This window comes from Novosphingobium sp. FKTRR1, assembly GCF_020404405.1.
Lineage (GTDB): Bacteria > Pseudomonadota > Alphaproteobacteria > Sphingomonadales > Sphingomonadaceae > Novosphingobium.
Genome location: NZ_JAIZDA010000002.1, coordinates 38906 through 51139, shown reverse-complemented (window position 1 = coordinate 51139; position 12234 = coordinate 38906). Strand labels below are relative to the sequence as shown.

11 protein-coding genes and 1 tRNA gene are annotated in these 12234 nt (G+C 65.6%); 7 read left to right on the top strand and 5 right to left on the bottom strand.

Going from position 1 to position 12234, the window contains the following annotated elements; all coding sequences use genetic code 11:
- Positions 1-156: 156 nt before the first annotated feature.
- Together LDN95_RS02020 and LDN95_RS02015 are read right to left on the bottom strand one after the other, a co-directional pair.
- Entirely contained in the window at positions 157-1230 is a 1074-nt protein-coding gene (locus LDN95_RS02020) for an AI-2E family transporter (protein WP_226015961.1), read from the bottom strand.
- Entirely contained in the window at positions 1227-3785 is a 2559-nt protein-coding gene (locus LDN95_RS02015) for a cation-translocating P-type ATPase (RefSeq protein WP_370631644.1), read from the bottom strand. The genes LDN95_RS02020 and LDN95_RS02015 overlap by 4 nt, the downstream gene beginning before the upstream one ends.
- A 502-nt stretch (positions 3786-4287) precedes the next feature.
- Between LDN95_RS02015 and LDN95_RS02010 the strand changes: the two genes are divergently transcribed.
- The gene (locus tag LDN95_RS02010; protein ID WP_226015959.1) at positions 4288-4929 is read left to right on the top strand and encodes a hypothetical protein; all 642 of its coding nucleotides are present in this window, start codon (positions 4288-4290) and stop codon (positions 4927-4929) included.
- Between the two features lie 162 nt (positions 4930-5091).
- On the opposite strand, the gene LDN95_RS02005 is transcribed toward LDN95_RS02010, so the two are convergent.
- Positions 5092-5168: transfer RNA gene (locus LDN95_RS02005), tRNA-Arg, on the bottom strand.
- Between the two features lie 168 nt (positions 5169-5336).
- Between LDN95_RS02005 and LDN95_RS02000 the strand changes: the two genes are divergently transcribed.
- Positions 5337-5891: an MmcB family DNA repair protein gene (locus LDN95_RS02000; protein ID WP_226015958.1), complete on the top strand. Its 555-nt coding sequence runs from the start codon at positions 5337-5339 to the stop codon at positions 5889-5891.
- 26 nt (positions 5892-5917) lie between these two features.
- Here the strand turns inward: LDN95_RS02000 and LDN95_RS01995 are convergent, their stop codons facing one another.
- Positions 5918-6487 (bottom strand): TMEM165/GDT1 family protein, encoded by a 570-nt coding sequence (locus tag LDN95_RS01995; RefSeq protein ID WP_226016283.1) that lies wholly within the window; start codon positions 6485-6487, stop codon positions 5918-5920.
- 231 nt (positions 6488-6718) lie between these two features.
- Positions 6719-6922, bottom strand: a complete 204-nt coding sequence (locus LDN95_RS01990) for a DUF1289 domain-containing protein (protein ID WP_226015957.1) — start codon at positions 6920-6922, stop codon at positions 6719-6721.
- A gap of 317 nt (positions 6923-7239) precedes the next feature.
- On the opposite strand from LDN95_RS01990, the gene LDN95_RS01985 reads away from it, so the two are divergent.
- From LDN95_RS01985 to LDN95_RS01965, 5 genes are all read left to right on the top strand, one after another.
- A complete protein-coding gene (locus tag LDN95_RS01985) occupies positions 7240-8685 on the top strand; it encodes a DEAD/DEAH box helicase (protein WP_226015956.1) in 1446 nt (481 codons plus the stop codon).
- A gap of 129 nt (positions 8686-8814) precedes the next feature.
- Positions 8815-9558, top strand: coding sequence for a sterol desaturase family protein (locus tag LDN95_RS01980; RefSeq protein ID WP_226015955.1), 744 nt, complete (start codon positions 8815-8817; stop codon positions 9556-9558).
- Positions 9555-10028 carry a DUF2141 domain-containing protein gene (locus tag LDN95_RS01975; protein ID WP_226015954.1) on the top strand — a complete coding sequence of 158 codons (474 nt, stop codon included), beginning with the start codon at positions 9555-9557 and terminating at the stop codon, positions 10026-10028. The genes LDN95_RS01980 and LDN95_RS01975 overlap by 4 nt, the downstream gene beginning before the upstream one ends.
- Positions 10025-11287, top strand: a complete 1263-nt coding sequence (locus LDN95_RS01970; RefSeq protein ID WP_226015953.1) for an MFS transporter — start codon at positions 10025-10027, stop codon at positions 11285-11287. The genes LDN95_RS01975 and LDN95_RS01970 overlap by 4 nt, the downstream gene beginning before the upstream one ends.
- Complete coding sequence (locus LDN95_RS01965) at positions 11274-12197, top strand: CoA ester lyase (protein ID WP_226015952.1); 924 nt, start codon at positions 11274-11276, stop codon at positions 12195-12197. Before LDN95_RS01970 ends, LDN95_RS01965 begins: the two co-directional genes overlap by 14 nt.
- The last annotated feature ends 37 nt before the right edge of the window (positions 12198-12234 follow it).

The following is a 12234-nucleotide window of genomic DNA, read 5'->3' as shown; positions in this document are numbered from 1 at the left end:
ATGTCGCTGCGTGCAGCCATGGGGGAAGCTCCTGCCGCTTGGTGGGTCTCCACATCGCCCCGGCGAGAGCGCCGGCATTGTCTGAGGCTGGTTTGGCTTGCCCCTGTGGTAAAGGTCTTGAGCACCTCGGCCTGCGGTTTCCGGGGCCGGGTGTGCTCATCCCGAGCCTGTTGGCCGGGCGTTGCGGAAGATGTCCCAGACAGCCAAGAACAGCGCGGCGATCACCGGTCCGATCACGAAACCATTGAAGCCCATCAATTCGAACCCCCCCAATGTCGCGATCAGGACGATGTAATCCGGCATCCGTGCATCGCGCCCGACGAGAATCGGACGGACCACATTGTCGACACTGCTGACGATGAAGAAGCCGACGAGGAACAAGGCACCGCCGCGCCACACTTCGCCCGTGAACAGCAACCACGCGGCAACCGGAACCCAGATGAACGCGGTGCCGATGGCGGGAAACAGTGAGAACACCCCCATGGCCACGCCCCACAGCAGCGCGCCACCGATCCCCAGCATCCAGAAGGCAAGGCCGCCGGTCATGCCTTGCAATACCGCGACGATCAGGCTGCCCTTGATGGTGGCGCGGACGACCTCGACGAACCGTGCGGTCAGCAGGCGGCGCTGATCGGGCGCTAGCGGCAGGCAGCTTTCGATCCGGTCGATGATCCGCGCACCGTCGCGCAGCAGGAAGAAGGTGAGGTACAGCATCACCCCAAGCGACAGGAAGAACGCGAACGCCCATTGCCCGATGTCGAGCGCCCGGCCTGCCAGCGGCTGGAGGCTGCTTGCGATCACCCGGCCGATCCGGTCGCGCACCATGATGAAATCGCCAAGGCCGAGGCGTTCAAGCCAGCCGTGCAAAGCTTGCGGCAGATGCTGTTCCGCCGCTGCAAAACTGCGCGCGAAGCTGATCTCGCCCGATTGCAGACTGCCATAGGTCGCTGCGGCCTGACTCAGCAGCGCTGCACCCAGCAGCATGGCGGGAACGACCGCGACCGCGGTGATGGCCAGAAGCGTGATCGCCGCTGCCAGATTGGGGCGGCACGGCGCACGGCGCAGCAGCGCGGCGTTGAGTGGGGCAAAGAGAATCGCGGCGATCACGCCCCACAGGATCGCACCTGAGAAGGGGCCCGCCAGCCAGGCAAAGGCAAGCGTCGCGCAAACCAGCAGGATCAGGAGAAAGCCGCGCTCCATTGCGCTGTGCGGGTCCGGCGGTCCGGTCATGCAGCTCCCTCGCGGAAAAGCGGCGTCCTATCCCCCCGGCGCGCAAGGAAACGGCCTAGCAGGAATTTGCCCGCCTCAAGCAAGGCCAGCAACAACGCGCCCAGCCCGACCGCCAGCGCCATGTCGCCCCACGCGATCGTTCCGAATTTGAGCAGGGTCTGCGCTGCCGGGATGAACAGGATCGCACCGGTGATTGCCACGATCGCCAGCAGAACCACGCGCAGAGCCGGGTTTGGGCGTAGCAGCGCCTGACCCAGCGAGGCGCTGAACGAGCGGTTGACGAAAGTCAGCGCCAGAACCGCAGCGATTAGCGCGAAGAACATCAGCGCGCGCAGTTCGGTCTCGGGCATGGCGTTTGCGGTCTCCACGAACAGCACGGCCGCCAGCATGGCAAGGGCCGCGCCGCCCTGAAACACGCTCCACGCGATCATGCGCAGCGAAAACAGCGCTTCGTCTGGCGCGCGCGGCGGGCGCGCCATAATATCGGCCTCGTCCTCCTCGGCCTCGAACACCAGCGCGCAGACCGGATCGATCACCATTTCGAGCAGCGCGATGTGGATCGGGCCGAACAGCAGCGGCAGGCCGAACAGCAGCGGGATCAGCGCAAGGCCGGCAATCGGCACGTGCACCGCGAAGATGAAGGCCATCGCCTTGCGGATATTGTCATAGATCCGCCGCCCAAGCCGCACCGCCTGCACGATCGCACCGAAATCATCCTCCAGCAGCACGATCGCGGCAGCCTCGCGCGCCACATCGGTACCGCGCTGGCCCATGGCCACCCCGATATGCGCCGCCTTGAGCGAGGGGGCATCGTTCACCCCGTCCCCGGTCATGGCGACGATCTCACCCGACGCCTTGAACGCCTGCACGATGCGCAGCTTCTGCTCGGGCATGATCCGGGCAAATACGGTGACTGTTTTGAGGCGCTGCGCCAGTTCGGCGTCATCGAGCGCGGCAAGGTCATCGCCGGTCAGGACATCGCCATCAGCGATTCCGGCCTCGATTGCGATGGCGCGAGCTGTCGCCGCGTGGTCGCCGGTGATCATCACCACGCGGATTCCCGCACTGCGGCACTCGGCCACGGCGGCTGGAACACTGGCGCGCAAGGGATCGGCCAGTCCGGTCAGCCCCGCCAGCGTGTAGTGATAGTCCTGCTGGCTTTTGGCCCAGTTGCGATCTTGTGGAGCGGCGGTGGCAACGGCCAGTACCCGGATGCCCCGCTCAGCCATGGCCTCGACCGCCGCTTTCATCGCCGCATGATCGGCCTGGGAGAGGCGGCACAGCCCGGCAATCGCTTCGGGCGCGCCCTTGGCGGAGAGCCGCAGTTCCTGTCCATCATCCCAGATATTCGACATCGCCAGCAAGTCCGGGCGCAAGGCGTAGGCCTGCACCAGATTGCCGTGCGTTTCGCTCAATGGCGCGTCCGTGCCGCGCGCGCCGAGGAGCGCAATCTCCATCGGATCGCTGGGGGTTTCGGCGCTGGCCAGCGCTCCAGTCTCGATCAGCGCCTGAAATCCTTCGGGGACAGCGACACCCGCCTTCAGCGCAAAGGCCTCTCCCGAGGGTAACCACAACGCGGCCACCGACATGCGATTTTCGGTCAGGGTTCCGGTCTTGTCGGTGCACAGTACGGTTGCCGAACCCAGAGTCTCGATCGCGGCAGCGCGGCGGGTGAGCACACCGACTTTGCCGATCCGCCATGCACCCATCGCCAGGAACACGGTGAGCACCACCGGAAACTCCTCGGGCAGCATCGACATGCCGATGGCGATCCCGGCGAGCACCGCCTCGATCCATCCACCGCGAAGCAGCCCGAACAGCAGAACGACCGACAGCGCCACCGCGCCGCCACCCACCGCACACCAGGTCACGATCCGCGTGGTTTCTCGGGCCAGGCGCGGCGCTTCGGTCTCAAGGCCCGCGAGCGACTGGCCGATCCGCCCGATTTCGCTGCGCGGCCCCGTTGCCAGAACGCGCGCGATCCCGCTTCCGCGCGTGACGAGCGAGCCGGAATAGAGGAACGGCAAACCCTCCCCGCCCGGACGAGGGGCCGTGTCGTCGAAGCCCTCTTTCGCCGCAACCTTGTCGACGGGCAGGGATTCGCCGGTCAGCAACGATTCGTCGGCCTGCAGATCATGGGCTTCCACCAGCCGCGCGTCCGCAGCGATCCGGTCACCCTGTTCGAGCACGATCAGATCGCCGCACACCACCTCGCGCCCGGCAACGCGCAGGCGCGCGCCGCCCCGGATGACCAGCGCGCGCGGGGCCGAGAGATCGCGCAACGCCTCCAGCACATGCTCTGTCCGCGCCTCTTGAACGACGGTGACGGCGATGGAGAAAGTGGCGAAGGCCAGCAGGATCAGCGCCTCGGTCAGGCTTCCGAGCAACAGATAGGCACCACCGCCCAGCAGCAGGAGCAGCAGCATCGGCTCGCGCAGCACCCCCAGCGCAATCCGCAGGACCGAGCGCCGCCCCGCGCGGGCGAGCTCATTGGGGCCATCGGACGCCAGCCGTGCCGCAGCTTCGGCTGAAGTCAGGCCAGTGTCATCCGCCATGGCCATCTTCACCCCCACCTTCGCATCATTCCCCGCTTTCGCCCGAAAGGCTGCGATGGCATGCAGCGCAACCGGTCGTCGGCTGGTGGATGAAACGGTGGCCGAGGGGTGCGGTGATTTGGAGCGCTCCGCCTGTGCGCGGCGGGCAGCAGCAGCGTGCGCGACGCTTTGCCGAAACACTGCGCAACGGCGCGTGAAGGTGCATTTTTGATCACGATCGTAAACCCTTGTCGCTGCCGATTGTTCCGGCTCTTGCCGCGTCGGAAGCGGTACAATGGGCTTCATGTGTCGTGATCGCGCAACAATACGCGTCTTTACGCCACCCGACTATGCCGGGCTCCAGCCCCGCGCCATTCCTGTTGAACTGATCGCGGGAAACTCTAACTCCCTATAGTCGAGAGATCGATCGCAATCGGGTCTGCAAACCCACAGAGTTTCATTGTGACCGCATGGCGAGCAGGCAGAAGATCAAGATGCAAGCGCGTTCAGGAGTGGAAACCGCATGAAACCGCCCAAGTCCGTCAACAGCCTGACCGCCTTTGGTCGGGTGCGGCTGTCGCGCTCGTTTTTCATGCGCGATTTCCTGTTTTCCGACATTGCCGCGATCCACGGACTGGGCAACGTGCCCGATGACCCGGACCTTGCCATCGCGGCGGGCACGCGATTGTGCGAGGATCTGCTCGAGCCGTTGCAGGATGCCTTTGGCCGCATCGCCATCCGCTCGGCCTATCGCAATTGCGAGGTCAACGCGCTGGGCAATGCCAAAGGCTACAACTGCGCGCGCAACGAATTGAACTATGCCGGCCACATCTGGGACCGCCGCGATGCGCAAGGCCGCATGGGCGCGACCGCGTGCGTGGTGGTGCCCGCCTTCGTCGATGCCTTTGCCGATGAGGAGGAGGGGAACTGGACCAAGCTGGCCTGGTGGATCCACGACCACTTGCCTTACAGCGGGCTCGAATTCTTCCCCAAGCTGTGGGCCTTCAACATCCAGTGGCGCGAAGACCCCGAACGGCGGATCGACAGCTACGCCGCCCCCAAAGGCTGCCTGACCCGCGCAGGCATGCCCAACCACACCGGCAGCCACGCGCCGGACTGGGCCGGGATCGAACGGGCGATGCGGGTGGTAGCCGAGGCGAATTGAACGGTTGGAAGTCAAGGCCCGGTCAGGCAAACAGCAAGCCGTCTTTGCTGTGGAGTTTCTGGCCAGCTGAGCCATCGCGCGTCGATCCGACGCGGTAGGGCAGCGGGAGCGCCCCCGTTTCCAGTTCGGCGTCCGCAATCAACCGCCGGGCTATTGAAATATTGGTGCACCCGACAGGATTCGAACCTGTGACCCCTGCCTTCGGAGGGCAGTACTCTATCCAGCTGAGCTACGGATGCGTTGGATGAGCGCCTAGCAGCGCCCGATGCGGCTTGCCAGTCTTTTTGCGGTAATGGTTCGCGCAAAGCGGACTTGGTGCCTCGATTGTGGCCGATTCCGCAATTCGGGCGCTCGCCGCGCACATCGCAGCACTTTACAAGTTCTCTTTATGTTCCTACGCTGAACCCATGATCGATTCGGCAGCCATGTCTACAGATGCCGGTATTGCAGGCGGAAATGGCGTTTCGGCGGCGCTCGCAGGCGTGGCCACAACGGCGCTTGAGCGCGAGGCGCTGGCAGTGGCGCGGGGCATCTGCCGCCTGTTTGCGCGCAACGACATCTGGTGTCTGGCCGAAATGCCGCTGCGCAATGGGCGGCGCGCCGATCTGATGGGTATTGATGCACGCGGGCATGTGGTGATCGTCGAGATCAAGGTAGCGCGCGCCGATTTGCTGGGCGATGCCAAATGGACCGAATATCTGGACCATTGCGACCGGTTTTACTGGGGGCTTGCCCCGCATCTGGATCGGACCGTCCTCGAAACCCCCGCATTCCTGCCCGAACGCTGCGGGGTCATCGTGGGCGATGGCTATGATGCCGAGATCCTGCGCCCCGCAGCATCCCAGCCATTGGCTGCGGCCCGCCGCAAGGCCGAGATCGAGCGACTGGCCCGCGCTGCGCTGCGTCGCCTGACGGCCGCACTCGACCCGCAAGGAGGATGGTGGCGCGAAGGCGGGGCCTGATCAGGCCCCGCCCATCGTGGCGGTAATCAGGTCAGAACATGCCACAGCAGCCAGCCACCAAGCACGATGAACAGCGCCGCCGCAACCATGCGCACGACATTGAGCGGGACGCGCCGCACCAGTCCTTCACCCAGGAACACCGCCGGGACGTTGGCCAGCATCATGCCCAGCGTGGTGCCGATGGTGACGGCAATGGCATCGTGGAACCGTGCGCCAAGGCCGATCGTGGCGATTTGCGTCTTGTCGCCCATCTCGACCAGAAAGAAGGCCACGAGCGTCGTCAGGAATGCTCCGTGCCGTGAAACACCCGCCGTACCATCATCGTCGTCCAGCTTGTCGGGTACCAGCGTCCACAGGCCCATCGCGATGAAGCCCACGGCCACGGCGGCGCGGAACCAGGTGCTGTCGAGGAACGATGCTGCGGTCGCGCCGACAAGTGCGGCGAGGAAGTGGTTGGCGAGGGTTGCCACCAGAATGCCGCCGATCACCGGCCATGGCTTGCGGAAACGGGTGGCAAGGACGATCGCCAGCAATTGTGTCTTGTCGCCGATTTCGGCGAGCGCAACGATGGCGGTGGAGGTGGTGAGCGCTTCGATCATCGGGACATTCCTGAGCCGGGCGAATGCAAGACAACAACCGAAGGACCATTCTCGCCCGGCAAGGACGAATGGCCATCGATCATTGGTCTTGCCCGAAATGGCCTGAGGCTGGCCGATAGAGGCTGCCTCGGAATACCATTTTGCCTGCGCCATGGTCTCTCGACCAAGCATGTTGACGCGGATGGACCGCCTGAGCGGTGGCTACTCCCCAAGTGACGTGCGGTGGCTTTAGCCACCACCCGCTGCATCGGCAAGGGCTTTCCGCCCCGCGACCGCGCGCAGGATAGCCTGACGCTCGGCCCGCGTCGCGCCGAACCAACGCTCGATTTCGGCAAGCGTCCGCGCACAGCCAAGGCACGTCCGCGCGACCGGATCGATTGTGCAGACGCCGGTGCAGGGACTAACCGGCTCGCTGGCAGCTTCATCGGACAAGCGCGTGTTCCAAAGAGAGGACGGCGCGGACAATGGCCGCGTCGCCACTTCCGAACAAGCCAGTTTGCGTATCAACACCAAAGTTGAGCGTAATTTTCTTGCATTTGTGCGCTGCAGCGACTAGAGGGCCTGCGACGGCTCCGATGGCGTAATGCGCCACAGGCCCGGGCTAGCGTGAGTTCCGCCGATTTCACGGCGCGATCCGCCCCGGTCGAACGGATGTCGTTCCGCCGCTTCCCCTTCACGCACGGGTCGCTTCGAACGACCCCTGCCGCGCAGGCTTCTTGGCGTGCGCCCATTGAAAGCATTGGCTTCTCATGTCCTATTTTTCTGACCTCGGCCTTGCCGAGCCCATTTTGCGCGCTCTGGCCACCAAGGGCTACACCGATCCCACCCCGATCCAGCGCGATTCCATTCCAGCGCTGCTCGAAGGGCGCGACCTGCTGGGCATCGCCCAGACCGGCACCGGCAAGACCGCTGCCTTTGCGCTGCCTTCGCTGCACCGGCTGGCCGCCGATCCGACCCCGCGCAAGCCGGCTTCGTGCCGCATGCTGGTGCTTTCGCCGACCCGCGAACTGGCCGCGCAGATTGCCGACAACATGAAGGGCTATGCCCGCAACCTGAACCTGCAGGTCGATTGCGTGTTCGGTGGCATTCCCATCAACAAGCAGGCGCGCCGCCTGACGACGGGCACCGACATTCTGGTGGCAACGCCCGGCCGTCTGCTTGACCTGATCGACAACCGCGCGCTGACTCTTGGCCGGGTCGAGATCTTCGTGCTCGACGAAGCCGACCAGATGATGGACCTCGGCTTCATCCACGCGCTCAAGCGGGTGGCCAACATGCTGCCGGCCAAGCGCCAGAGCCTGTTCTTCTCGGCCACGATGCCCAAGTCGATCGAGGAACTGGGTCGCCAGTTCATCAAGAACCCGGTGCGCGTCGAAGTGGCCCCGCAGGCCACCACCGCCGAGCGTGTCGAACAGTACGTCACGTTCGTCAATCAGGCCGAAAAGCAGGGTCTGCTGAGCTTGCGCCTGCGCGCGATGCTGGCCGACAAGTCGCTGGAACGCGCCATCGTGTTCACCCGCACCAAGCATGGCGCCGACCGTGTTGCCCGCCATCTGGGGGCCGCCGGGATCGACGCCCGCGCCATCCACGGCAACAAGACGCAAGCCCAGCGCACCGCCGCGCTGGAAGCGTTCCGCCAGGGTGCCTGCCCGGTGCTGGTCGCAACCGACATTGCCGCACGCGGGATCGACGTGACGGGCGTTAGCCACGTCATCAACTTCGAACTGCCCAACGTGGCCGAACAGTACGTTCACCGCATCGGCCGCACCGCGCGTGCCGGCGCCGATGGTGTCGCGATCAGCCTGTGTGCGCCCGATGAAAAGGCCTACATGCGTGACATCGAGAAGCTGACCGGCGTGAAGCTGGCGCCGTTGCCGCTGCCCGAAGGCTTCCAGGCCGAAGCGGCGCGCCTGCCCGCACCAACCCCGCGTCCGGCCAGCGAAGAGCGCGTGCACCGCGATCGCGGCGATCGCAATCGCCAGCAGCCGCAGCGTCGCAGCGGTCCGCCGCGCGGTGACGAGCGCAAGCAGCACGACGACCGTCCGCGCACCAGCGCGCCGCGTGGCGAGCGTCCTGCAGGCGACGCTCCGCGCACCGACCGCGAGGGTGCCGAAGGTCAGGCCAAGCGCTTTTTCCGTCCGCGTGGCCCCAACACGGTCGGCCAGCACCGCAACAAGGTGCGTCGCGCCGTCTGATAGCAAGTGCCTCGCCGGCCATGGTATCGACCAAGGCTGCTGCCAAGGCGGCAGGGCGCGCATGAAATGCGGCGCTCGGTCATCAAGATGCTGTCCCTTCTGGTCATTTTGACCTAAAGGGCAGCCACGATGCCGAGCGCCATTTCCCTTTCCAGCACAGGTGCCGATGGTCTGGCACTGTCGGCATTGGCGATGACGATCATTGTCGCCGTGCGCTATCTGGCCACCAGCGGCCTGTTTGCGGCGCTTACCGCGCGCGTGCGGCCCGGCCACTATGCTGGCCTCGGGCAGCAGATCCGCCGCGAAATCGGCTGGAGTCTGGCCTCGGCTGCGATCTATGGCGTGCCTGCGGGCGTTGTCGCCTGGGGCTGGCAGCGCCATGGCTGGACTCGCATCTATGCCGATCCGCATGCACTGCCGCTGTGGTGGATGCCGGTTTCGTTGCTGCTTTACCTGTTCCTGCACGATAGCTGGTTCTATTGGACGCACCGCTGGATGCACCGGCCGACCGTGTTCCGCCGTATCCACGCCATCCACCATGCCAGCCGTCCGCCGACCGCGTGGGCAGCGATGAACTTCCATCCGGTCGAGGCCGCCGTCGTCGGCCTGTTTGTGCCCGCGCTGGTGTTCGTGATCCCGATCCACATCGGGATGCTGGGCCTTGTGCTGCTGATCATGACCGTGATGGGCGTGACCAACCACATGGGGTGGGAGATGTTTCCGCGCTGGATCGTCCATTCGCGCATCGGCAACTGGCTGATCACCGCCAGCCATCATCACCGCCATCACGAGTTGTACCGCTGCAACTACGGCCTCTATTTCCGCTTCTGGGACCGCTTGTGCGGCACCGACAAGGGACTTTCGGCACCATGACCCTTCCCGCCCGCCACTGGCGCAAGACCCGCCGTGCTGCCGCTTCTGCACTGCTGGGTGCGACGGCGCCCCTGCTGGGCGGTGCGACGATGCCCTCGCCATCTACCGTGACCGTCGATATCGAGGGGCTGCGCTCGACGCGGGGGCTGATTCAGGCCTGCCTGACCGCCGACCCGATCACGTTCCCCGACTGCCAGAAAGACCCGCAGGCCCGCCACGTCACCGCCACGGCCGCCGACGGGCCCAGCGTGGTGTTCCGCCATGTGCTGCCCGGCCGTTACGCCATCGCGCTGTTCCATGACGAGAACGCCAATGGCCGAATGGACAAAGTGCTGATGGTCCCGCGCGAGGGCTTCGGATTTTCGCGCGATGCGCCGATCCGCTTCGGGCCGCCACGCTTCGATGCCGCAGAGTTTCCGCTGGGCGAAGCGGCCTTGGTGACCCCGATCAAGGTCCGCTATCTGTTGTGAAGTCGGCGCTGCAACCGGGCGGCGCGCTGGGCCCGTTCCGTTTTCCCATATTTCGTGCGATCTGGATTGCCAACATGGCATCCAACGTTGGCTCGGTGATTCAGGCGGTCGCGGCGGCCTGGGCGATGACCGAACTGACCACCAGCCACCTGCCGGTCGCGCTGGTGCAAGCCTCTGCCACCATCCCGATCCTGTTGTTCGGCACGGTGGCGGGCGCGCTGGCCGACGCGTTCGACCGGCGGCTGGTGATGCTGGCGGCGCAGATCGGCATGCTGGTCGTCTCGGCGGTGCTGGCGCTGGTCGGCTATGCCGGGTGGCTGACCCCGGCAAATCTGCTCGCCCTGACGCTGCTGGTTGGCATCGGCACCGCGCTCAACGGCCCGGCATGGCAGGCCTCGGTCCGCCTGCAGGTCGATCGCAGCGAACTGCCGCAGGCGATTTCGCTCAACGCCATATCGTTCAATGTGGCGCGCAGCGTAGGCCCGGCACTCGGCGGCCTTATCCTGTCGTTGTGGAGCGTCAGTCTGGCGTTCGCGATCAACGCGGTCAGCTATCTTGCGATGATCGTGGTGCTGGCGCGCTGGCACCCGGAAATGCCGCCGACCCCGCAACACCGCCAGCCCATCGGGCAGGCGATCGGCGAAGGTCTGGCCTTCTGTTTGCGCTCGCAGCCGATCCGCAAGGTATTGCTGCGCGGCGCTTTGTTCGGCTTTGGCGCTGCGGCGTTTCAGGCGCTGCTGCCGGTGCTGGTGCGCCAGCAGATCAAGGGTTCCGAGATCGCCTATGGCCTGATGCTGGGTGCATTCGGCACCGGCTCGATCACGGCGGCATTGTGGGTCAGCAAGCTGCGCCGCCGGTTTGGCAGCGAGGCGGTGGTTTCCGCGGGGACCGTGGCATTTGTCACGGCGCTGCTGCTGGTTGCGCAAAGCCGCGCGCTCGATGTCGGGTTGGTGGCGGCGTTGCTGGGCGGGGCTGGCTGGATTCTGGCGATGACGAGCCTGAACGTGGCGATGCAGATGCGCTCGCCCGAAACGATATTGGCGCGCTGCCTGTCGATCTACCAGTCGGTCACCTTTGGCGGCATGGCGCTGGGAGCATGGGGCTGGGGCAGCGTTGCCGACAGACTGAGCACCACCGGCGCGCTGTATTGGGCGGCGCTGTGGATGGCGGCAACACTGCTGCTGCGCCTGTTCGCGCCGATGCCGACGCGCGAAGAAGGACGCATCGAACCGGGAGAGACTTTGCATGGCCAGCCTTGATAATCCTGCTTCGACACTTGTGGCCGGCGCGGCCCCCTTGCGTTCGGTGCTGTACATGCCCGCCAGCAACGCCCGTGCGATGGCCAAGGCGCGCGAACTCGATACCGATGCGGTCGCGCTCGATCTGGAAGATGCCGTGGCGCCCGAAGCCAAGGATACTGCGCGCACCGCGCTGGTTGCCGAGGCGAAGGCGGGCGGTTTCGGCCACCGGCGCCTGATCGGGCGGATCAATGCGCTGTCTACGCCATGGGGCGCGGCCGACCTGACCGGGCTGGCCGACGCGCCGCTCGACGCGGTGCTGGCGCCCAAAGTCGATTCGCCAGACGACATCGCCGCATTGTCGCAGGCCATGGACGCGGCTGGCTATCCCGCCGCGGTTGCGCTGTGGGTGATGATCGAAACGCCGCGCGCGGTATTGGCGCTTGAGCGGATCGCCGCGATGGCCGCGACCACGCGTTTGGCGGGGTTCGTGCTCGGGCTCAACGATCTGGCCAAGGACACCGGCATCGCCCAGTTGCCGGGCCGGGCCGCGTTCGTGCCGGTGCTGGTGCAGGCGGTCCTGGCCGCGCGCGCCAATGGCTTGCTGGTGCTGGACGGCGTTTGCAACGCCATCGACGATGCGGCGCGGCTGGAGGACGAATGCACACAAGCGCGCGATTTCGGCTTTGACGGCAAGACACTGATCCACCCGGCCCAATTGGCAATCGCGAATCGGGTGTTCGCGCCCGATGCTGCTGCGATTGACGAAGCGCGCGCGATTGTTGCCGCCTTCGCCGATCCAGCCAATGCCGGTCGCGGAGCGCTGCGGGTCAATGGAAAGATGGCGGAATTGCTCCACCGTGACATTGCCTTGCAACTGATCGCCAAGGCCGAAGCAATTGCTGCCCGCATTTCGCACCAATTGACCTGAGCTAAAGTCGCGGCGCAACTTCACGTCTTCTTTACCA